Source organism: Pedobacter metabolipauper, assembly GCF_004362715.1.
In the GTDB taxonomy this organism is placed as follows: domain Bacteria; phylum Bacteroidota; class Bacteroidia; order Sphingobacteriales; family Sphingobacteriaceae; genus Pedobacter; species Pedobacter metabolipauper.
This window is the reverse complement of sequence record NZ_SNYC01000003.1, coordinates 632,638-654,816: the sequence shown is the minus strand read 5'-3', so window position 1 is coordinate 654,816 and position 22,179 is coordinate 632,638. Positions and strand designations below refer to the sequence as shown.

Sequence of the window (22,179 nt, the reverse complement as noted above, 5' to 3'; positions counted from 1 at the left end):
ACGCAAAACTACCCAAACATTTCATACCTTGTACTGTTTACCTGTTGAAAAACTAACAAATTACGAATGAAAGACATGCCACTTACAGTAAGACGATCCATTGAACTATTAGGACTCGTCCTTATTGGTTACATAATGGTAATAGGAAATAGTATCATTATGCCGGTGATCATGGCATTCTTTATCAGTATCTTGCTCTTGCCGGTGTTCCGGTTCTTCATCAGGATCAAATTCCCTGAAGTTGCAGCAATCATCATTCCCATCCTTCTGCTCGCCATTTTTATCGGATTAATTGTCTGGTTCTTCTCCGCACAGATTGGATTGCTGGTAGACGATTTTCCGCAAATCAAAAGGAATGTAGGCATCCACATTAAATCGCTGCAGGATTGGATTGGCAGGATCAGTAAGTTTTCTACCAATGAACAGGCAAAATTCATCAGCGATAAAAGCAACGACCTATTGGGTATGGCTGGTAAAGCCGCAAGTGGTGCTGCTGTAACGTTAAGCTCTGTATTCGTATTTGTTGGCCTTTTACCGATCTATATCTACCTGATGCTTTTCTATAAGGATATCCTTTTACGCTTCATATTTATGTGGTTTAAACAAGATCACCACCCTAAAGTGAAAGAAGCGATCTATGAAACTGAAGCCATTATCAAAAATTACCTGATCGGCTTATTAATCCAGGTAACCTATATGACCATTCTACTGGGTGGTATTTTATTCTTTATCGGTATTAAACATGCCTTATTGATCGGTGTGATCTTTGCAATATTAAACCTGATCCCGTATGTAGGTGCCTTAGTAGGAAACGTAATAGGTGTATTACTTACGCTTACCTCATCAACAGAAATCTGGCCGGTAGTTACCGTTTTATTGGTTATAGCAGGTGTTCAGTTTCTGGATAATAACATATTGATGCCTAGAATAGTAGGTTCTAAAGTGAAAATTAATGCATTCTTTGCCATCCTGGGAGTAGTCATCGGAGGTAGTATAGCCGGGGTATCCGGGATGTTCTTATCTATGCCAATCATTGCGGTATTGAAGGTAATCTTCGACAGAACCGATATCTTTAAACAATGGGGTGTTTTATTGGGTGATGAAAGACCGGCAAGAAGTCCGATGAGTTTCCCCGTATTTAGAAAAAAAGTTCCTGTATCGACGAAATCAGGCGTTGAACATACAAAAGAGAAGGATTAATCCTTCTCTTTTTACTATAATATTCTTAAAGAATTACCATTCCATTTATGGTTATCTAACATAATCCTGAACGGATTTAGGCTCGGGAAACTTCTAAAGATAACTCAATAATTTTTGCGTTAGTCAGTGCTGATCTATAGGTTAGTATAAATAACAAACTTCTAGATGATCTGCTATTAAGACTAACTAATCATTCTTCACTTCAATTTGCTGGTATCAAACCCAACCAAATATACCGTTCAGGGTTATAAACCCTTCAGAACTTCAATCCGAATACTGTTTCTTACATTCTTTCCGGAACCGTAATTCCTAAAATACTCATTCCAGCTTTCAATATCGTAGCCGTAACCGCGCTTAAGTTTAAACGGTGCTGCTTAACTGCTGCATCCTCCTCTTTCACAATCGGCGGAACCTCATGGTAAAACTTGTTAAACATCTTCGCCACCTCATACAAGTAATTAGCCAAACTTGCCGGACTATACGCTTTGGCTGCCAGCGAGATCTCCGACGGATATTTAGACAGCAACAAGATCATTTCCAGTTCAGTCTCACTCAATTCAACAGGAGCAGTTACCGGCTCAGAAACATAACCCGCCTTGTTCAGCAACGACTTAACCCTGGCATGTGTATATTGAATAAACGGACCAGTGTTACCCTGAAAATCTATCGATTCTGACGGATCAAACAGCAACCGTTTTTTAGGCTCTACCTTTAACAGGAAGTACTTCAACGCACCTAAGCCGATGTTGTAATACAGCGTATTCTTTTCTTCATCACTAAAATGGTCCACCTTGCCCAATGCCTCTGTCTTCTGCTTCGCAGTAGAAACCATTTCAGCAATCAGATCATCCGCATCAACAACAGTACCTTCACGTGATTTCATCTTTCCGCTAGGCAGATCGACCATCCCATAAGATAAATGGTATAAGCCTTTAGCCCAGGTCTTACCTAATTTCTCAAGGATCAGGAACAACACCTTAAAATGGTAATCCTGCTCATTCCCTACCACATAAATAGACTCATCCATTTTGAAGTCGTCATATTTCATTTGAGCAGTGCCCAAATCCTGGGTAATATAAACTGAAGTGCCATCCGCACGCAATACGAGTTTCTGATCCAGTCCGTCGGCAGTTAGGTCGATCCAAACCGAACCATCCGGCTTTTTAAAGAACACGCCACTGGCCAATCCTTCATCAACCGTACCTTTACCAAGCAGGTAAGTATTGCTTTCGTAATAATATTTATCAAAGTCTACACCGAGGTTTTTGTACGTAACTTCAAACCCTTCGTAAACCCATCCATTCATTTTTTGCCATAAAGAGATTACAGCATCATCGCCAGCTTCCCATGCCAAAAGCATTTGCTGTGCTTCCAGAATTAAAGGCGCATTCTTTTTAGCTTCATCTTCTGTCAGGCCATCACGCATTAAGGCCTCAATTTCTTTCTTGTATTCCTTATCGAAGATTACGTAGTATTTACCCACCAAATGATCGCCTTTTAAGCCAGAACTTTGAGGAGTTTCTTCGTTACCCCATTTTTGCCAGGCTAGCATCGACTTACAGATATGAATTCCCCTGTCGTTTACCAGGTTTACTTTAAATACCTCGTAACCATCAGCTTTAAGCAGCTCAGCTACAGCATAACCCAACAGGTTGTTTCTAACGTGGCCAAGGTGTAAAGGCTTATTGGTATTTGGAGATGAATACTCAACCATTACCTTTTTTCCGTTCGGCTTTATGGCACCAAATTCAGGAACCAGCAGTTCATTATTAAACAGGCTTAACCAGTATTCATTGGCGATGCTTAAGTTTAAAAAGCCTTTAACCACATTAAAAGCAGTAACCTCTTTTAAATTTTCTAAAAGATAGTTACCAAGGTCATTGGCCGTTTGTTCTGGTGATTTTTTTGATAAGCGTACGATTGGAAAAACCACGATAGTTGCCTGCCCCTCAAACTCTTTACGCGTATCCTGTATATTGATTACACCTTCAGCCACCTCTTCATTATAAAGTTCTTTGATGGCCTTGTGTGTTGCGGTAATAATAAAATTCATGGCCAAAAATAACCAAATATGATATAAGGAGCGAATTTTATATTCTAAAAAATTGGATACATTTGTGTAGCTACAAACCATTTATGAGCATAAAGAACCAAAGTTTTAAAGTAAATGTAAATACGGAGATTGGAAGGTTGCGTAAACTATTGATCCACAGTCCGGATAGCGGATTGGGTAAGGTAGTCCCTTCAAAGGCGCAAGACTGGCTTTTTGAAGATATCGTACACCTCGATACCATCCGTAAAGATGAATACGACTACTACATAAAATTACTGATGTACTTCCTGGATCCGGATAAGATCAAGGGTAAACTGGCAGAAATAGATTCAGAAACTGCAGACCGTAATTTCTTTAAACCAGACCACAAAGATTTCCATAATTCACTGGCAGTTATAGAAATACAAAACCTGCTTGCAGATATACTCGAAGATGCTTCGATCCGTAAAAAGTTGTCTGCTGCCGTTTGCGCCATTGAAGGATGCACCTACAAACGTCAGCTTCAGATGGTAGAAACAGAACCTAAAGAATTGGCTAAAATATTCATTTCAGGCACACTTGAAGATGACGTGATGATCTTCGCTCCCATCCCCAACCTGATCTTTACACGGGATGTCGGCATTACCATCAACAACCATATCTTATTAAATAAACCGGCTAAAAAAGCCAGAAGCCGCGAAACGTTGTTGATGCGCTATATCTTTTTTAACCATCCCATATTTAAGGAATATGCAGAAAACATATTAGAGATCCCTGATCCTGCCCAGCATTTCCTCCGCCCCGGTGAAGAAGAAGAACAAAGAACTACCCTGGAAGGTGGTGATGTGATGATGGTAAGTCCGGACCATGTGCTGATTGGCTGTAGCGAACGTACTTCCGCCTACGGTGCCAGCGAAGCCATAAAGCTGCTGTTTGAAAACAATGTAGTAAACAAAGTTACCGTAGTGCGCATTCCCAATAAACGGGATTTTATGCACATTGATACCGTGTTTACCCAGGTAAAACGCAACATGTGGGTGCTGCTGAGTTCTATCTCAAAAACACAGACCGCAAACCCGGATGAACCGATCAACTTCCTGGTTAAACAAGACCATAAAGAGGTTACAGAAATCCACCAGTTTACCAAACATAAGGTACAGGAACCGAAGATCTTTGAAAGCATTGAAGCCCTGCTGGACGATATCAGTCAGAATGATCTGAAAAGCACAGAACCTACCCAATTCATTTACAGCGGCAATGGAAACTTCCCCTACGATTCACGCGAACAGTGGACAGACTCCTGCAACCTGCTCGCCATAAAGGAAGGTGTGGTTTTAGGCTACGACAGAAATGACAAAACTGTTGAAGCATTCAAAACCAACGGCTTTAACGTCATCAAAGTAAAGGATCTAATTAACGGACTGGAAGACGGATCAATAAATACAGTTACGATTACAGACACCTTAGTTTTAATGCCCTCAGCAGAACTATCCAGGGCCAGAGGCGGTTTCCATTGCATGAGCTTACCGTTGCTTAGAGACGATCTATAGATTAATCCATTAAAGAAATGCAAACCACCAATCATATATTAATGATCCGCCCGGTTGATTTTAAGTTCAACGAGCAAACGGCTGGCAACAATAAATTTCAACAGGCATCGGCACAAACGGGTGTCCAAAATCTAGCATTAAAAGAATTTGATGATTTTGTGAGCCTGTTAAAAAGTAACGGCGTTGATGTTACCGTTGTTGATGATACCCTGCAGCCAGAAACCCCGGATTCTATCTTTCCAAACAACTGGGTTTCTTTTCATGACAATGGAGAGGTGATCCTCTACCCTATGTTTTCAGAGAACCGTCGTGCAGAGCGCAGAACAGATATCCTGGAAACCCTGCGCAGGGATTTTAGTATCACAGAAATTACCGATATGAGTACCTATGAGCAGGATAATATTTACCTGGAAGGTACCGGAAGTTTGGTGTTAGACCGTGATCATAAAATAGCTTATGCCTGTTTATCACTTCGTACAGATGAAAAGCTGCTGACTGAATTTTGTATCCGTACCGGTTACACAGCAGTAATGTTTCACGCTGTTGATGAAAAAGGTTTTCCTATATACCACACCAACGTGATGATGTGTGTTGGTGAAAAATTCGCAGTAATTTGTCCGGACTGCATCAATAACCCAATAGAACGGGAACAGGCGCTGCAAAGCCTGCGCAATACCGGTAAAGAGATTATTGATATCAGTTATGATCAGATGAACCATTTTGCAGGTAATATGCTGCAGGTAAAAAATGATAAAGGAGAAGCCCTGTTGGTGATGTCTGAGCAGGCATTTAATGTATTAACAGCAGATCAGATTGAAACACTTGGAAAATATTGCAAGCTGGTTTATTCAAGCTTAAATACCATTGAAACCAATGGCGGTGGCAGTGCCAGGTGTATGCTTGCAGAAATACATTTGCCCAAAGCCTAAAGGATCCCTGTTTATGACAGTAAAAAAATCTTTTAATACCGCCTATTCTCAATTTAAAATTACATTTTTGCAAAAATTATTTTAACTATAAATGCAGAGTTACTCCGAATTTCTTGATCTAAGTGTTGGTTTTCCTCAGGAAGGTTACAGCGTTATAGACGATGAGTTGTATTTTCAAGACTTAAATCTGATGGAAATGATTGAAACCTATGGCACCCCATTGCGTTTCACCTACCTTCCCATGATCAGCAAAAAGATTCAGCAGGCCAAACTATTGTTTCAAACGGCAATCATTAAAAACAATTATCGTGGAGATTATAAGTACTGCTATTGTACTAAAAGTTCACACTTTAAGCACATTGTTGAAGAAGCCCTTAAAAACGGTATCCACTTAGAAACGTCATCAGCCTTTGATATGCCGATGATTGAAGCCCTGGAGAAAAAAGGATCTTTAACCAAAGACATTACCGTAATCTGCAACGGCTTTAAAACGTACCAATACAAACAATATATCATCGATATGCTTCATGATGGGTATAAGAACATTATCCCTGTATTGGACAACAAAGAGGAATTTAACCTGTTTGACGATGAGGTAGAACTGGATACACCCTGTAACCTGGGTATCCGCATCGCAGCAGAGGAGCAACCGGATTCACAATTCTATACCTCCAGATTGGGTGTGCGTATGGAAGACGTAATTGATTTTTACAACAACAAGATCTCTGCTAACCCTAATTTCAGGGTTAAATTATTGCACTTCTTCATCAACTCTGGTATTACCGATTCTCCGTATTACTGGAATGAGCTTGAAAAATATGTAACCTTATATTGCAAGTTTAAAAAGATAAACCCTGAGCTGGACACCCTTGATATTGGTGGTGGTATGCCATTTAAGGATTCATTGGTATTTGATTTCGATTACGAATACATGGTTAATGAGATCGTAAAACGGATTAAAGAGATCTGTGCAGAGCACGACGTGGTTGAGCCGGATATCATTACCGAATTTGGTAAATATACCGTTGCCGAAGCATCCGGTATCCTATATAAAGTATTGGGCCGTAAACAACAGAACGACAGGGAGAAATGGTTAATGCTGGATGGTTCTTTCATTACCAACCTGCCTGATGTTTGGGCATTGAACCAAAAATACATCCTGCTTCCAATCAACAACTGGGATGCAGAATATGAACGTGTAAACTTAGGCGGTATTACCTGTGATGGCCAGGATTATTACAACCAGGAAGCACACATGAACAGTGTGTTTATGCCGAAAACACGTAAAGTACAGTATTTAGGTTTCTTTAATACAGGTGCTTATCAGGAAGTGTTAAGCGGTTATGGTGGTATTCACCATTGCTTGCTGCCTAGCCCTAAGCACGTGATCATTCGCAGAAACCGCGATGAGACATTCAACTTTGAGGTATTTGGAGAAGAGCAAAATAGTAAGCAGGTATTGAAGATCCTGGGTTATACCTAGGTCAAATTATTGCTACAGTTATACCAGTAATAATCAAAAATACCGGGTTGTAATTGTGAATGTAGCTGTTATAGCTAAAGCTACCTAAGTAATTCAAAGCCATTTAAGTAATCATCAGAAACATTACTTGTTATAGTTATTTAGCTGCTGTAATCACTGCAATGATTCTGATTTATCCAGGACTATAAAGGGATAATTATATCTCCTTGATTTGTATCAAGGTAAGTAGATTTTTAAAAATCAACTTCCTTCATTTTCAGAAATAAAATGGTTCTTAAACCATCACCATCCAATATTCTTAAAACAAAATAAGGGCAAGCCTTTCGGCATTGCCCTTATCACCTTAAAATAAACCAAACTCAAACTTATGAAACTTTAATTTCTTTGTTTTGTGATGCTGGAGCCTCTTTTTTGCCAATGCTAATGTTCAAAATACCATTAACATACTCGGCTGAAATTTTATCAGCATCAACACTTTCAGGTAATACGAATGATCTTGCAAAAGAGAAATAATCAAACTCTTTGCGTGTATAATCTTTTTTCTCTTCAGTCTCTGTAGTTTTTTTCTCAGCCCATACAGATAGCGTGTCTTTTTTTAAGTTGATTTGGAAATCTTCTTTGGTTAAACCCGGAGCAGCTAACTCAATCTTGTAATCTGCTTCGCTTTCTAAAATGTTAACACCCGGTACTTTGTTTATCGTCAAGTTTTTATTTATGGCTTCACTAAACAAAGAATCAAATACGTTGTTAAAGTAAGGTGCAGTGTTCCTGGTTCTGTTGTTAAATTTTACTAGTGTCATTGTTATGTTCTCCTATTTTTAATTTTAAATTGTATACTAACCACTTATTCAACTCTTGTACCAACCCGATTTTCTATGATATTTAAGACATTATGGCGCAGTAAACCGAAAGAGACAGACAGAAAGTCAGACATAGTTAACCAATTAGACAGTTTTAAGTATAAAACAAACATTGAGACCCGATTTGCAGACTTTGATTCCTTAGGTCATGTGAACAATGCCATCTATTTTACATACATGGAAATTGCAAGAACAAAATACTGGGGGCACGCCATCCATTGGGATTGGAAAAAGACAGGGGTTATTATCGCTTCCGCTACGTTAGACTACATTACTCCTATTTTTATGGAAGATAAGATCAGTATGTATGTTCGTACCTCAAGAATTGGCAAATCAAGCTTCGATCTGGAATACTTGCTGGTAAAGATGAAAAATAATGAAGAAGTGATCTGCAGCAAAGGCAAAACCGTTTGCGTTGCTTTTGATTATCAAAGCAAAAATTCATCACCAATACCCCCAGACGAGCGGAATAAGATGATGGTATTCGAACAGCTATCCGAGTAATCGTATCTTAGTTATGCTACTGAAAGCAAGAACTAAAAGATTCTAAAAGCTGTCATAGTAAGTTATTATCGAATGTCGCTAAGTAAATCATATGTAAAATGATAGTATTATCTGATTAAGCTAATACCCGAATCAATAATGAATATGCAAATAGGCGTTAGTAACAAGATTGGCTTAAAAGATCTTTCCAGGATTTAAGATCCCGCTGGGGTCAAAAACTGATTTTATGCCGCGCATCAGGTTTAGATTCAACTCGCTATATTTGATCGGCATAAATTCTTTTTGAACCAGGCCAATCCCGTGTTCACCAGAAATCGTTCCGCCAAGCGCAGCAGTAAGGGTAAAGATCTCTACAATACCATCCTTCAGTTTGTTCTTCCAGTCTTCATCACTCATCCCTGCCTTGATGATATTTACATGCAGGTTTCCATCGCCGGCATGGCCATAACATACACTTTCAAAGCCATAGCGGGAACCAATTTCTTTGATCCCATTAATAAGTTGCGGCAACGCAGCCCTGGGTACAACAGTATCTTCTTCCTTATATACAGAATTAGATTTAACAGATTCGGCCATCGTGCGGCGCATTCTCCATAAATCTTCTTTTTGCTGAGCACTATCTGCAAAAAGAACCTCGGTACATTCAAATTGCTCCAGTACAATATTCGCCTTTTCACAATTCTTAAAGATGTCATCCAGATCATCACCATCAAATTCAATCATTAAAAATGCATTTACATCATCTTTCAGATCAAACTTAATGTCATCAAATTGAATGACCCACTCCACTCCTTTCCGCTCCATAAATTCCAAAGCTGAAGGTGTGATCCCAGCTCTGAATATAGCAGAAACAGCAGCACAAGCCTGCTCATTTTCTTTGAACGATGCCAGCATCAATACACTGTGACTGGATTTAGGAATCAGCTTGGTTACAATCTTAGTTACTACACCCAATGTACCTTCAGAACCGATCATAAGCTGCGTAAGGTTATAACCAGATGCATATTTAAGCGTGTTGGCACCTGTCCAGATAATCTCGCCTGTTGGCAATACCACTTCCAGGTTTAAAATATACTCCCGGATTGTGCCATATTTTACCACCCGCGGACCGCCAGAACAATGGGCAACATTACCACCAATAAAACATGAACCTTTGCTGGATGGGTCAACCGGATACAGTAATCCTTTTTCAGCAACTGCATTCATAAATTCTTCCGTAATCACTCCGGGCTCTACCGTAGCCTGCAGATTTTCTACATCAATATCCAGTATCGCTTTAAATCTCTCCATCGATAACAGAACGCCGCCATATATTGGCAATGCCGCGCCGCTTAACCCGGTACCGCCACCACGGGGAGTAACCGGAATATGATGTGTATTGCAGATCTTTAGTAACGCAGATACAGATGCCGCATCAGCAGGTTTAACCACTATCTCTGGATAATATTTCAGATCCTCGGTTTCATCATGACTATAGGAATTTAATGATTCCTCATCTATAAATACGTTTTCTGCGCCTATGGCCGTCTTTATTTCATCAATATGTGCCGTGATAATTTTAGTGAACTGCATCATGGTTAGTCTGGATACTTTGAGGGTGATAGGTAAAGTTTATTTAAGGGTATTATAAGCGTAAAATTGATTTGTAAAGGAAAAATAATTGAATTTACAATGTAATCAAAACAGTTTCCTGTTATCAATGAATGGTTAATTATGCTCCTCTGCCGAATAGCTCAATTGAACAAAGGAATGGCCAATCTCTCCGGGCATTGGCGGATTGAGTTTCCGAATCCCCACCGCTCCGGTTAAAATAAACGGATAGTTTTCAATAACCCGGTCCAGAATGCTTTTAACAACCGTCTCGAGCATCTTGCGGGTAAGTTTCATTTCTTCGAGGATAATTGTATTGATCACCTCATAGTTTACGGTACGCTGCAGGTTCTCGGTATCCCAGTCGGGATTAAAGGTAACCACAACATCAACCATAAAATAGATCCCTGTTAATTGCTCTTCGGGATAATAGCCATGCAGGGCATAACACTTAACATCTCTTAATGCAACGGTTTGAACGTAGCGCTGACTGCTTTTCATGAAGCAAATTTATATTTTTGATTGGTTTTTACCAGTCATTCCACTAAATTATTACCTTTGGAAGGAACAGCTGATTGCTACACCAAATATAGCGTAAACAATGAACAAATCTGCGAAGAAAGACGTATACGAAGCTCCTGATTATTATTTATTAGATGAATTACTATCTGAAGAGCATAAGCTGATCCGGTCATCAGCCAGAGACTGGGTAAAAAAAGAAGTAAGTCCGATCATAGAAGATTTTGCACAACGTGCAGAATTTCCAAAGCAACTCATTAAAGGTCTTGGTGAAATTGGAGCCTTTGGCCCTACCATTCCGGTAGAATACGGCGGTGCCGGATTAGACTACACTGCATATGGCATCATCATGCAGGAATTAGAACGCGGTGATTCCGGGATCCGTTCTACCGCATCTGTTCAGGGTTCATTGGTGATGTACCCCATCTATGCGTACGGTTCTGAAGAACAACGTAAAAAATATCTTCCTAAGCTGGCAACAGGTGAAATGATGGGCTGCTTCGGTTTAACAGAGCCAGATCATGGATCAAATCCAGGCGGCATGGTTACCAATATTAAAGATAACGGCAGTCATTATATACTCAATGGGGCTAAAATGTGGATCTCTAATGCTCCTTTTGCTGACATCGCTGTCGTTTGGGCAAAAGACGAATCAGGAAAGATCCGCGGAATGGTGGTTGAACGTGGCATGGAAGGATTCACTACTCCAGAAACACATAACAAATGGAGCCTCAGGGCTTCTGCAACCGGCGAACTTGTGTTTGATAATGTTAAGATTCCTAAAGAAAATATATTTCCTGGAGTGAGTGGATTAAAAGGTCCCCTGGGTTGCTTAAACCAGGCCCGTTACGGAATTGCCTGGGGTGCATTAGGCGCAGCCATGGACTGCTATGATACGGCACTCCGTTATGCCAAAGAACGCATCCAATTTGGAAAGCCAATTGGTGGCTTTCAGCTGCAGCAGAAAAAACTGGCAGAAATGATCACCGAAATTACCAAAGGACAACTATTGGTATGGCGATTAGGGGCATTGAAAAGTGAAAGCCGCGCTACCGCAGAACAAATTTCTATGGCCAAACGAAACAGCGTAGAAATTGCCTTAGATATTGCGCGGAACGCCCGCCAAATGCTTGGCGGTATGGGAATAACTGGCGAATATTCGATCATGAGACACATGATGAACCTCGAATCTGTAGTTACCTATGAAGGAACACATGATATTCACTTATTAATTACAGGAATGGACGTTACCGGACTAAATGCTTTCAAATAATTTTATAAATTAGTGGCATTATCTTAACCCGCTATATGCTGCTACAATCGCTCTTTAAATTAATCGACCGTTCTAAAGAATTACGTTTAACAATTATATTCATTTCCCTGTCCATAATTTCAGGTTATGGACAGGGAAAAAACTTCTCCATCAACAGAAACGCGCCCTCCTGGATTGTAAATAAATCGATTAAAGGTGCCCGGCCGGCAGACAAAAATATTTCTGATGGTTATTTTTTGTCTGTATTTGAAAACCAAAACCACGTAGAGCTTGCCCAGGATTATACCCATATCATCCGTGAAATAGTTTCAGATGCCGGTGTTCAAAATGGATCACAGATCTCTGTAACCTATGATCCCAGCTTTCAGAAACTGGTTTTTCATAAGATAACACTTTGGAGAAACAATATTCCCTCCGATCAGCTACAGCAAGGTAAATTTAAGATCCTTCAAAATGAAAAGGACCTTTCAAAGTTCATTTACAGTGGCACCTATGATGCATTTCTGTTACTGGAGGATGTACGTAAGGGTGATAAAATTGAGTATTCCTATACTGTAATAGGTACAAATCCGATCTATGGTAAAAAGTATGCTTCGCTGTTTCATTTTGAAGGCAGCAGCAGCATCGGTCATTTGTACATGAACCTCATCACTTCGAAGAAAAGATCCCTTCGCTTTTTGAATTTCAATTTTGACAGGAAGCCCAAAGAAACAGAACATGGTGATCAAAAGATCTATGAATGGGAAGAAAAGTTAACGAAGACACACCGCATCGTAGATTTTGAACCTTCCTGGTATAATCCGATCCGCAAAACACAGATTACAGAATATCAAAGCTGGAACGAAGTCGTAAAGTGGGGTCTTGCAGTAAACGATTACCCAAACCTTAAAACACCATTATTGGATAAAAAGGTAACCGAACTGAAAGCACAGGCGGCCAACAATGAGAAGAAATACATGGAGCTGGCCATCCGTTTTGTACAAGACGAGATCCGCTACATGGGCATTGAAATGGGTGCGTATTCTCACCGTCCAAACTCGCCCGAACAGATATTGAAACAACGCTATGGTGATTGTAAAGACAAGTCGCTCTTATTGGTTATGCTGCTTAAAGCACAGAACATACCGGCTTACATGGCTTATGCCGATACCTATACCACCATTAAAACCAAAGATTATTTACCCAGTCCATTTATCTTTAACCACGTTATTGTCGCGATAGACCGTGGAAACTATAAAACCTGGATAGACCCGACTACGTCCTACCAGAGAGGTTCAGTTGACGATCTCTATATTCCAAATTATGGATATGCGCTGGTGTTGAAAGATGGGGTAAATGCACTTGAAGAAGTGGCAGTTGTGCCCGAAGGTAAAGTCGTATCCAACTTAACCTTTAACATTGCAGATACGCTTGCCGATAAAAAATCTGCTTTAACCATACACACTGTATATACACGTAACTATGCAGATAATATTAGAAGTGAAATTGCGGAATCCGGATCTGACGGTATAGAGAAAGATTACCTGGAATACTACGGCAAATATTACCCGGACATTGAAGTTAAGAATCCAATTAAGATAGTTGATGACGAAGAAAAGAATACCGTAGAAATTACGGAAAGCTATGAGATTACCAACATCTGGGTAGACAATGATGCCGGCGACGATAAGCAGTTTTACATCTATGGGGACATGGTGAGTTCAGAATTGCGTAACATCACAGCCAAGAACAGACTGGCACCCATGTCTTTAAAATATCCTGTGAGTGTAGAACAGATCATTACGGTAAATATGCCTTACGATGCCAATTTTGGAAAGGAATCTGTAAAAGTGGAAACCGATGACTATTATTTTGAGCTATACCAGTTTCACCGGGGCAGAACCGTTACCTTCAATTATACCTTCAGAAATCTTAAACCTTTTATCGAGGGATCTCAAACTAAAGCTTATGTAAAAAACAATAAGAAAATTAAGGAATATCTGAGCTACACGCTAAGCAGAAGTGCAGGCATATCTGATGATTTTGACCAGGTAAGTACAAACAGTAACCCATATACGTTGACAGCTGCCCTCTTTCTTATTATAATTTTCGTCTTTTTCTTTCTAAAGGTTTATCAAAAATCAGAATCGATGGATATAGAGAAAATTGCTGCTGCAAGACCTATTGGCGGATGGCTTATCGTTTTGGGGATTTTTGTAACGATCTTTCCTTTAATCATTTTTATTGAACCTGGATCTATTGGTCTTTACAGCATAAATGTGTGGAATAAGTTATCAGCTAAAGGAAATGCATTGGGCTACATGGCAAAAACACTTTACGTTATATATTTGATAACCTTCGCTTTTTTGTTTAACTACGCTATTGTATGTTTAATACAGTTTTATAACCGTCGGGAAAGTTTCCCTAAACATTACAGTGTTTTTTTAATTTTCTATCTGTTCTTCTCTATTTTAACAGTCGGCATAGATGAAGTGTTTTTAAATAAGATTAATGATAAACCCGTAAATTACTGGACGTTAATACTGACTATACTGTTTTCTATTGCATTTACAATGATATGGATTCAGTACCTGAAAAAATCTGTGCGTGTTAAAGGGACCTTTGTATTTACCTACCCGGAACGCGAATACCACATTGCATTAATGAAACATTATAATGCTAACTTTGCAGCAAATGCGAATGTACCACCTGCAAACCGCGTTCCTTATTACAAAAAAGAAGAAAACAACAATGAAAACGTTTAAAAAATATTATTACATCCCCGCTCCTCCTGAAGAAGTATACCTTGCCCTTACAAAAGCACAAAGCATTCAATTGTGGACTGGTGCCGATGTTGAATTTACCGAAGAAGCAGGCTCTGAATTCTCATTTTGGGATGGCGACATCAGCGGAAAAAACCTGGAATTTGAATATGGTAAAAAGATTGTTCAGCAATGGTACTTCGGCGAAGAAAATGAACCGTCAATTGTAACCATTAAACTGCATGAAGATAAAAAAGGAACTTCGCTGGAATTCGTTCAGACCAATATACCGGAAGCAGACTATGACGACTTCACTTCCGGTTTAAATGAACATTATTTAGGAGGCCTGCTGGACTTTTTTGAAGAGTAACGTTCTCTAACGTTCTCTAACGCTCTCGCTCTTCAAATTAGTCACTGAAAGCCACATTTACATTTTCTCTTAAATTATAGTGTGAAGCCATCACTTCACCATAAGCTCCGGTACTGCGCAAGGCAATCAGATCACCGCGAAGGGTTTCAGGTAACTCTACTTCCTTACCAAAGCAATCCGTACTTTCGCAGATGGGACCAACCACATCATACTTTACAACAACTTCTGCAGACTTAGAAATGTTCTCAATTTTATGGTAAGCCTGGTATAAAGCCGGGCGCATCAGCTCCGTCATTCCTGCATCAAGAATGATGAAGTTCTTTTTCTTGCCATTCTTAACATACAATACTTTGCTGATCAATGAAGAACATTGTCCAACCAGTGCCCGGCCAAGTTCGAAATGAACCTCCTGGTTAGGACGAACCTCCAGAAAATCATTGAAGATCTTAAAGTACGCCGGAAAATCAGGGATCTGTCCATCAGGGTTGTGATAATCAATGCCTAAGCCACCACCAACATTTAGCACCTTAACTACAAACCCACGCTCTTCAAACCAAATGGCGAACTCATTAACGCGAACACACAGATTCTTGTAAACATCCAGATTGGTAATTTGAGATCCGATATGGAAATGGATCCCTATAAACTCCAGGTTTGCACATTTCTTTAAGGTCTCTGCACATAAAGGTAAATCCCAGGAGTTAATCCCAAATTTATTCTCATCCAGTCCGGTAGTAATGTTATGGTGGGTATGGGCATCTACATTTGGATTGATCCGGATAGCAACACGTGTTTTCTTACCTTTTTTAGCAGCCAGCTCATCAATAATTTCCAGCTCCTGGATAGACTCTACATTAAAGCAGAAGATATCCTGATCCAGGGCATCATTAATTTCTTTGTCTGATTTACCAACGCCAGCAAAAACAATCTGCCCCTTTTCAAAGCCAATCTCTACGGCTTTGTTCACTTCGCCCCCGCTTACACAATCTGCCCCAAAGCCAGTAGCACGGATTTTCTCCAGCACCCGGTTATTGAAATTTGCTTTCATGGCATAGTGCACATGAAAATTATATACCTTAGCAGCATCGGCACAAGTGCTTAAAGTTTTTTGCAGCAAGTTTAGATCATAGTAATAAAAAGGAGTCTCTAAATTTGCAAAGTGCGCGGTATCTTTATCAGAAAACATAATGTCTAAATATCTTGTTATATTCTTTTTAATTTTTTTAAGCCTGATCTACTTTGGCAACTATTACGATTACAAAAGGAACAGGATCAGTAAGAAAGAGTACGACCGGAGAATCAGGTTCTTCATCCTACTCATCTTTATCTGCATTGGTATTTTTGTGTGGATCAGAAAAAAGTGATCCAGCATCTGTTCAAACAAAGTATGCTATTCAAACAGGCGGTTGTGCAAACTCTTTAAAGCTTCCGTTTTATCTTCCGTATTGATCAAAAGAGAAATGTTGTAACTGCTGCCACCGTAAGAGATCATCCGGATTGGAATATGTTTGATCGAATCCAGTACCCGTGCCGCATAACCATGTTTCTCTGCACTGAAGTCACCAACCACACAAACAATAGATTGGTTGGTGTCAATATCTACAGAACCAAAAGCATGCAGTTCTTCCACAATCTTATCCAGGTTATCCAGGTAATCAATCGTTACAGAAACCGCTACCTCAGAGGTAGTGATCATATCAATTGGCGTTTTATAACGTTCAAAGATCTCGAACACCTTTCTTAAAAACCCGTAGGCAAGCAGCATTCTGCTGGACTGGATCTTAATTGCAGTGATACCGTCTTTAGCAGCGATAGACTTAATCTTACCTTTTTCACTTTCAGTGGAGATTACCGTGCCGGCAGCCTGGGGCTCCATCGTATTTAATAAACGTACCGGGATCTTGTATTTCTGTGCCGGAAAAACGGATTGCGGATGCAGGATCTTGGCCCCAAAATAAGCAAGCTCAGCAGCCTCATCAAAAGACAATTGCGCAATGGGCTTTGTACCTTTTACAATGCGCGGGTCGTTGTTGTGCATGCCGTCAATGTCCGTCCAGATCTGAACTTCTTCAGCTAATATTGCAGCACCAACCAATGAAGCGGTATAATCGCTTCCACCACGTCTTAAGTTATCAACCTCACCAAAGCTGTTGCGACAAATGAAACCCTGTGTAATGAACAGTTTATTGTCTTTATGCTGATCCAGTAAAGGCTGCAGATGTGTTGTTGCATAAGGAACATCAGGCTCATTGTCTTCATCGATCTTCATAAAATCAAGCGCAGGAAGTAAAACCGACGGAACACCTATAGATTTAAGGTAGATGTGATATAAAGTGGTAGATAACAATTCACCCTGTGCCAATACAACCTTCTCTTCAATCGGTGTAAACAGGTCGTTGGTTAATCCGGCAAGAAATTTAAAATGATAATCTACCACTTCCTGTCCTTGTTCCCTAAATTCGGCCTCTGGCAAAAGCTCAGCAACAAAGTCATTGTATTTTAAATGAAGTGCTTCAATAAGTTCCTGTGCGGCCTGCTTATCTTCCTTTAAAAGTTTGGCTGAAATTTCTACTAAACTATTGGTGGTACCGGAAACAGCCGATAACACTACAATTTGTTCTTCTGCCGGATTAATGATATCCAGCAATTTTTTCATCCGCTCAGGGCTTCCTACAGAAGTTCCTCCAAACTTTAATATCTTCATTCGTTTAATTATTTAATTGTTGTAAAACCATTAAAGGTCTTGTGGTTATAAAATGATCCAATTATTAAGGATTAATAATTTTATTCAAATTGTTAATATACTTATATTAGGCCGTGAAATTAAAGAAATAGCAACCGTATTCAAAACTTCACGGCAATTTATTTGTTCCATTAACTGATTTAAAAAATACACATACATCATATGCAATTAGAAACGTCCACGTTAGCCACTATCAATGAATGGCTTAACGGAAATTATGACCAGCAAACCAAAGAAGAGATCCAGTCTTTATTAGATAAAGAAGCTTTTACAGAACTTACAGACTCTTTTTACAGAAACCTGGAGTTTGGTACAGGTGGTTTACGAGGCATTATGGGCGCAGGATCTAACAGGATCAATAAATATACCATTGGTACCGCCACACAGGGACTTGCAAATTACCTGATCAAGAAATATCCGGGCGAAGAGATCAAAGTAGCCATTGCACATGACAGCAGGAACAATTCAGATTATTTTGCTGGCATTACAGCCGATGTGTTCTCTGCCAATGGAATATATGTGTATTTCTTTAGCGCACTCAGACCAACACCAGAATTGTCTTTCGCCATTCGTGAACTGGGATGCCGCAGTGGGGTTATGCTTACCGCATCTCACAATCCGAAAGAATATAATGGTTATAAAGCATATGGTGCTGATGGCGGTCAATTTACAGCGCCTGATGACGTGATGGTAATGGATGAAGTGGCCGCAATTAAAAGCATAGACGCGGTAAACTTTAATGGCGTTAAGGATAATATTGAACTGATTGCCGAGAAAATTGATCAATTATATTTGGACAAGATCACTGAGCTGTCTGTTTCTCCTGAAGCGATTGCCCGTCAGAAAGATCTTAAGATCGTATACTCTCCCATTCATGGTACCGGAATTACACTGGTTCCAAAAGCACTGGCGCAATTTGGCTTTACCAACCTTACCCTGGTTGAAGAACAAAGTACACCAGATGGTAATTTCCCAACGGTAGTCTATCCAAATCCGGAAGAAAAAGAAGCATTGACGCTTGCATTAAAAAAAGCTCAGGAAATTGATGCCGACCTGGTACTGGCTACAGATCCGGATGCCGATCGTGTAGGTATCGCTGTTAAAAATAACGATGGCGAATTTGTATTGCTAAACGGAAACCAAACCGGCAGCTTACTAATCAATTACCTGCTAAGTGCCTGGGAAGAAAAAGGCAAGTTAACCGGCGATCAGTATATCGTGAAAACCATTGTAACGTCAAACTTGATTGAAGCCATTGCGACAGCCAAAAACGTTACTTTTTATAATACCCTTACCGGCTTTAAATGGATCGGAAAATTGATGACCGAACTACAAGGCAAGAAAACCTTCATCGGCGGTGGTGAAGAAAGCTACGGTTACCTGATTGGCGAATTGGTTAGAGATAAAGATGCGATTGTTTCTTGTGCATTCATTGCAGAAATGACTGCATTCTATAAAGATAAAGGAAGCAGCTTGTACGATGCCTTATTAGACATGTATGTAGAGTATGGCCTATATAAAGAAGAACTGGTTTCGATCACTAAAAAAGGAAAGACAGGTGCGGAAGAGATCAAAGCCATGATGGAAAAATTCAGGGTAAACCCTCCGGCTACACTTGGCGGATCTAAGATAGCAACCCTAAAAGACTATGAACTGGGCTTTGAAACCGATATGGCTTCAGGCGAAAAGTCAGCACTAGAATTGCCGAAGTCTGACGTATTGCAGTTTATTACGGAAGATGGCAGCATCATTTCAGCCAGACCATCTGGAACTGAGCCGAAGATCAAATTTTACTGCAGTGTAAATGCGCCATTAAAAGACAGAGCCTCTTTTAAAGAAACAGATGCGGCATTAGGCGCAAAAATTAAAGGAATAATTGGCGATTTAGAAGTTTAATACCGCTAAACAACCTTAACAATATATTAAAAGTTCCGGTCTGCTTCCAGATATTCATCTAAGTTGACCGGAATTTTTTTATTGAGCCCAATCATTATCCAAATGTCCTGATCTATATCCGGACTTTCTTGTACAAATCCTAACGAATTATAATTACAGTAAAATGGACCGGGCTTTGACGATAGATCGATCTCGGCTTAAACGTTAGAATTATCTGACAATAAACTTGGGCAGTAAAATCACCTTTTGTACTTCATTGGTTTTAACATTCAATGCTGGTCCATAGTTTACTTTAGAGAGTTCCTGTAAAAGAATATCAATAACCCGTTCTGCAATCTCTTCAATGGGCTGGTCTACCACACTAATTGGCGGAGTGTGCAGTTTAAAAACATCATGATCATCATAGGCAACTACACAGAAATCATCATTCATCAACTTCCCTATTTCCTTTAAAGTTCCCAGTCCTTTAATGGCCAGGTAGTTGGTAGAAAACAGAACGGCATCCATCTGTGGGTTTTCCTTAAATAACAAAGCCAGCTGAGCATTCGTATTCAGATCACTGCTGTCAAAAGGGACTTCAGTATATAAGCTTGCATCAAATTCAATATTGTGTTGTTCCAGAGCCTTTTGGTAGCCCAGTAAACGGTCTTTCATCTCAGCAACCTGAACATTAACCGTAACAAAGCCAATATTTTTCTTACCGCGTTCAATCAGGTAATCAGTAGCTTCAAAAGTACCCTTGTAATTGTCTACCACAACACAATTTACTTCAAGATCAGGAATATGGCGGTCAAAGATAACTACTGGGATCCCATCAGCCTGTAATTGTCTGATATCATCTTCGATGCCCGGAACGGGTGCAATAATGTACGCATCAACTTTCCTCGATTTAAACATCTCGATCAGGTCTTTGGCTTTAGAAACATCATTTTCCGTACTGGAATAGCTAATTTTATATCCTTTTTTATACGCTTTATCTTCGATCTTCCTCGCAATACTCGCAAAAAAAGGATTGGAGATATCCTCTACCAGCAGACCGATGGTTTTGGTGTTTCCTGTCCTTAAACTGCGTGCAACCTGGTTGGGCTTAAATCCTATTTCTTTAATAATGGCATTTACTTTTTCTATGACGGCTTTGCTGATCCGCATATTTTCTGCCTTGCCGTTTAATATGAAAGAGACCGTAGTGATAGATACATTGGCCTTATTTGCAATGTCTTTTATTGATGGTGGTTTCATCTGGTTTGTCCGTTACCTTTTACTATCCATTTTTCTGTAACTAGTTTTTCCAATGCAAAGGGGCCCCTTGCATGAAGTTTCTGAGTTGATATTCCTATTTCGGCCCCAAGACCGAACACTTGTCCGTCTGTAAAGCGCGTTGATGCATTTAAATAAACTACTGCAGCATCCACCTGGTTTAAAAAGGCTTCCTGCTTTTCAGGATCGGTGCTGATGATCGCTTCAGAATGTCTGGAAGAGAACAAAGCAATGTGTGCCAAAGCCATATCAATTCCGTCAACAACCTTTACAGAGCATTTAAGATCTAAAAACTCACGTCCATAATCTTCAGCAGCAGCAAGATTTAGAAGCGGATAATCAACATCCTTAAGTGTCTGATGCGCTTCAGCATCGGCAAAGATCTCTACGTTGTATTCCAATAACAATGGAGCGAGTTTTACTAAAAAAGCAGCACTTACGCTACGATCAACCAAAATGGTGTCTAAGGCGTTGCATACCGATGGGCGTGATACCTTGGCATTCTGCACAACTGCAGCGGCCAGATCCAGATCGGCAGATTGCTCCACATACGTATGGCATACCCCTGCGCCCGTTTCTATTACCGGAACTAAAGCATGCTCACGCACAAAGCGAATCAGTTCATTAGAACCCCTTGGTATAATAACATCGATATATTTTTCTGCGGTCAGAATCTCTGTCATATACTTTCTATCTGCAGGGAGCTGCTGCACGGCATGAATATCCAGTCCGTTAGCAAGCAGTACTTTTTGAATCAGAGAAACCAGGAATAAATTGGTGTGCCCGGCATCCTGTCCACCTCTCAGTAAGCATACATTTCCAGACCTCAGGCAAAGTGCCGTTACGTCCAGCGTTACATTGGGCCTCGATTCATAGATCACGGCTACCACACCCAATGGAACTGTTTTCTTTTGGATATACAATCCGTTACTTAAAGTATTTTCTGAAAGAATACGGTTTGTAGGATCGGGAAGTGCTGCAATCTCTTCCAGGCTGCCGGCTATATCCTCAATCCGTTTGCTGTTCAGTAAAAGTCTGTCTTTTTTAGGATCGGCATCACCCATCTTTTGCAGGTCCTTTAAATTCTCTGCAATAATATCATCCGTATGCTGAACTAAAATGGCCGCAAGATCTAAAATCACCTTTTGCTTAGCCTCAGGACTAAGCATGGCAATTGAACTACGGGCATGCTGTGCAGCTATAAATTGATTCTCTATACTACTCATGATGGG

General features: G+C 40.0%; 17 protein-coding genes. 9 read left to right on the top strand and 8 right to left on the bottom strand.

Annotated elements, in window-relative coordinates; translation table 11 throughout:
• Positions 1–66: 66 nt before the first annotated feature.
• A complete protein-coding gene (locus ATK78_RS02895) occupies positions 67–1,200 on the top strand; it encodes an AI-2E family transporter (RefSeq protein WP_133574550.1) in 1,134 nt (377 codons plus the stop codon).
• Positions 1,201–1,483: 283 nt separating this feature from the next.
• On the opposite strand, the gene argS is transcribed toward ATK78_RS02895, so the two are convergent.
• Entirely contained in the window at positions 1,484–3,253 is a 1,770-nt protein-coding gene (argS, locus tag ATK78_RS02890; RefSeq protein WP_133574549.1) for an arginine--tRNA ligase, read from the bottom strand.
• 83 nt (positions 3,254–3,336) lie between these two features.
• Between argS and ATK78_RS02885 the strand changes: the two genes are divergently transcribed.
• The 3 genes from ATK78_RS02885 to ATK78_RS02875 all read left to right on the top strand — a co-directional run bounded on the left by ATK78_RS02885 (position 3,337) and on the right by ATK78_RS02875 (position 7,194).
• Positions 3,337–4,782, top strand: a complete 1,446-nt coding sequence (locus ATK78_RS02885; RefSeq protein WP_133574548.1) for an arginine deiminase family protein — start codon at positions 3,337–3,339, stop codon at positions 4,780–4,782.
• 17 nt (positions 4,783–4,799) lie between these two features.
• Positions 4,800–5,711 carry a citrulline utilization hydrolase CtlX gene (ctlX, locus tag ATK78_RS02880; protein ID WP_133574547.1) on the top strand — a complete coding sequence of 304 codons (912 nt, stop codon included), beginning with the start codon at positions 4,800–4,802 and terminating at the stop codon, positions 5,709–5,711.
• Between the two features lie 91 nt (positions 5,712–5,802).
• A complete protein-coding gene (locus tag ATK78_RS02875) occupies positions 5,803–7,194 on the top strand; it encodes an arginine decarboxylase (RefSeq protein WP_133574546.1) in 1,392 nt (463 codons plus the stop codon).
• Positions 7,195–7,559: 365 nt separating this feature from the next.
• Here ATK78_RS02875 and ATK78_RS02870 read toward each other — a convergent pair whose 3' ends face one another.
• On the bottom strand, positions 7,560–7,925 hold the full coding sequence (locus ATK78_RS02870) for an Hsp20/alpha crystallin family protein (RefSeq protein ID WP_394346932.1): 366 nt from the start codon (positions 7,923–7,925) through the stop codon (positions 7,560–7,562).
• Positions 7,926–8,069: 144 nt separating this feature from the next.
• Between ATK78_RS02870 and ATK78_RS02865 the strand changes: the two genes are divergently transcribed.
• A complete protein-coding gene (locus ATK78_RS02865; protein WP_133574544.1) occupies positions 8,070–8,558 on the top strand; it encodes an acyl-CoA thioesterase in 489 nt (162 codons plus the stop codon).
• A 174-nt stretch (positions 8,559–8,732) separates the two neighbouring features.
• Here ATK78_RS02865 and ATK78_RS02860 read toward each other — a convergent pair whose 3' ends face one another.
• Together ATK78_RS02860 and ATK78_RS02855 are read right to left on the bottom strand one after the other, a co-directional pair.
• Complete coding sequence (locus tag ATK78_RS02860; protein ID WP_133574543.1) at positions 8,733–10,133, bottom strand: FAD-binding oxidoreductase; 1,401 nt, start codon at positions 10,131–10,133, stop codon at positions 8,733–8,735.
• A 132-nt stretch (positions 10,134–10,265) separates the two neighbouring features.
• The gene (locus ATK78_RS02855; RefSeq protein WP_133574542.1) at positions 10,266–10,649 is read right to left on the bottom strand and encodes a dihydroneopterin aldolase; all 384 of its coding nucleotides are present in this window, start codon (positions 10,647–10,649) and stop codon (positions 10,266–10,268) included.
• Between the two features lie 100 nt (positions 10,650–10,749).
• On the opposite strand from ATK78_RS02855, the gene ATK78_RS02850 reads away from it, so the two are divergent.
• Genes ATK78_RS02850 through ATK78_RS02840 form a run of 3 tightly spaced genes read left to right on the top strand, consistent with a single transcriptional unit; the run spans position 10,750 to position 15,051 of the window.
• The gene (locus ATK78_RS02850) at positions 10,750–11,940 is read left to right on the top strand and encodes an acyl-CoA dehydrogenase family protein (RefSeq protein ID WP_133574541.1); all 1,191 of its coding nucleotides are present in this window, start codon (positions 10,750–10,752) and stop codon (positions 11,938–11,940) included.
• 35 nt (positions 11,941–11,975) lie between these two features.
• On the top strand, positions 11,976–14,684 hold the full coding sequence (locus ATK78_RS02845; protein WP_133574540.1) for a DUF3857 domain-containing protein: 2,709 nt from the start codon (positions 11,976–11,978) through the stop codon (positions 14,682–14,684).
• Positions 14,671–15,051, top strand: coding sequence for an SRPBCC domain-containing protein (locus ATK78_RS02840; RefSeq protein ID WP_133574539.1), 381 nt, complete (start codon positions 14,671–14,673; stop codon positions 15,049–15,051). Before ATK78_RS02845 ends, ATK78_RS02840 begins: the two co-directional genes overlap by 14 nt.
• Positions 15,052–15,088: 37 nt before the next feature.
• Here the strand turns inward: ATK78_RS02840 and lysA are convergent, their stop codons facing one another.
• Complete coding sequence (gene lysA / locus ATK78_RS02835; RefSeq protein ID WP_133574538.1) at positions 15,089–16,237, bottom strand: diaminopimelate decarboxylase; 1,149 nt, start codon at positions 16,235–16,237, stop codon at positions 15,089–15,091.
• A 204-nt stretch (positions 16,238–16,441) separates the two neighbouring features.
• Complete coding sequence (locus ATK78_RS02830; protein WP_133574537.1) at positions 16,442–17,755, bottom strand: aspartate kinase; 1,314 nt, start codon at positions 17,753–17,755, stop codon at positions 16,442–16,444.
• Between the two features lie 201 nt (positions 17,756–17,956).
• Here ATK78_RS02830 and ATK78_RS02825 point away from each other — a divergent pair, with 201 nt between their 5' ends.
• A complete protein-coding gene (locus tag ATK78_RS02825) occupies positions 17,957–19,690 on the top strand; it encodes a phospho-sugar mutase (protein WP_133574536.1) in 1,734 nt (577 codons plus the stop codon).
• A 210-nt stretch (positions 19,691–19,900) separates the two neighbouring features.
• Here ATK78_RS02825 and ATK78_RS02820 read toward each other — a convergent pair whose 3' ends face one another.
• Both ATK78_RS02820 and ATK78_RS02815 read right to left on the bottom strand, forming a co-directional pair.
• Complete coding sequence (locus ATK78_RS02820; protein ID WP_133574535.1) at positions 19,901–20,929, bottom strand: LacI family DNA-binding transcriptional regulator; 1,029 nt, start codon at positions 20,927–20,929, stop codon at positions 19,901–19,903.
• On the bottom strand, positions 20,926–22,173 hold the full coding sequence (locus tag ATK78_RS02815) for a glutamate-5-semialdehyde dehydrogenase (RefSeq protein ID WP_133574534.1): 1,248 nt from the start codon (positions 22,171–22,173) through the stop codon (positions 20,926–20,928). The genes ATK78_RS02820 and ATK78_RS02815 overlap by 4 nt, the downstream gene beginning before the upstream one ends.
• Positions 22,174–22,179: the final 6 nt, after the last annotated feature.

Coding starts and splice junctions, on each gene's coding strand:
- ATK78_RS02840 (WP_133574539.1), top strand. CDS start 14,671: ATGAAAACGTTTAAAAAATATTATTACATCCCCGCTCCTCCTGAAGAA.
- ATK78_RS02830 (WP_133574537.1), bottom strand. CDS start 17,755: ATGAAGATATTAAAGTTTGGAGGAACTTCTGTAGGAAGCCCTGAGCGG.
- ATK78_RS02860 (WP_133574543.1), bottom strand. CDS start 10,133: ATGATGCAGTTCACTAAAATTATCACGGCACATATTGATGAAATAAAG.
- ATK78_RS02820 (WP_133574535.1), bottom strand. CDS start 20,929: ATGAAACCACCATCAATAAAAGACATTGCAAATAAGGCCAATGTATCT.
- ATK78_RS02895 (WP_133574550.1), top strand. CDS start 67: ATGAAAGACATGCCACTTACAGTAAGACGATCCATTGAACTATTAGGA.
- ATK78_RS02845 (WP_133574540.1), top strand. CDS start 11,976: ATGCTGCTACAATCGCTCTTTAAATTAATCGACCGTTCTAAAGAATTA.
- ATK78_RS02875 (WP_133574546.1), top strand. CDS start 5,803: ATGCAGAGTTACTCCGAATTTCTTGATCTAAGTGTTGGTTTTCCTCAG.
- ATK78_RS02885 (WP_133574548.1), top strand. CDS start 3,337: ATGAGCATAAAGAACCAAAGTTTTAAAGTAAATGTAAATACGGAGATT.
- ctlX (WP_133574547.1), top strand. CDS start 4,800: ATGCAAACCACCAATCATATATTAATGATCCGCCCGGTTGATTTTAAG.
- argS (WP_133574549.1), bottom strand. CDS start 3,253: ATGAATTTTATTATTACCGCAACACACAAGGCCATCAAAGAACTTTAT.
- lysA (WP_133574538.1), bottom strand. CDS start 16,237: ATGTTTTCTGATAAAGATACCGCGCACTTTGCAAATTTAGAGACTCCT.
- ATK78_RS02850 (WP_133574541.1), top strand. CDS start 10,750: ATGAACAAATCTGCGAAGAAAGACGTATACGAAGCTCCTGATTATTAT.
- ATK78_RS02865 (WP_133574544.1), top strand. CDS start 8,070: ATGATATTTAAGACATTATGGCGCAGTAAACCGAAAGAGACAGACAGA.
- ATK78_RS02825 (WP_133574536.1), top strand. CDS start 17,957: ATGCAATTAGAAACGTCCACGTTAGCCACTATCAATGAATGGCTTAAC.
- ATK78_RS02855 (WP_133574542.1), bottom strand. CDS start 10,649: ATGAAAAGCAGTCAGCGCTACGTTCAAACCGTTGCATTAAGAGATGTT.
- ATK78_RS02815 (WP_133574534.1), bottom strand. CDS start 22,173: ATGAGTAGTATAGAGAATCAATTTATAGCTGCACAGCATGCCCGTAGT.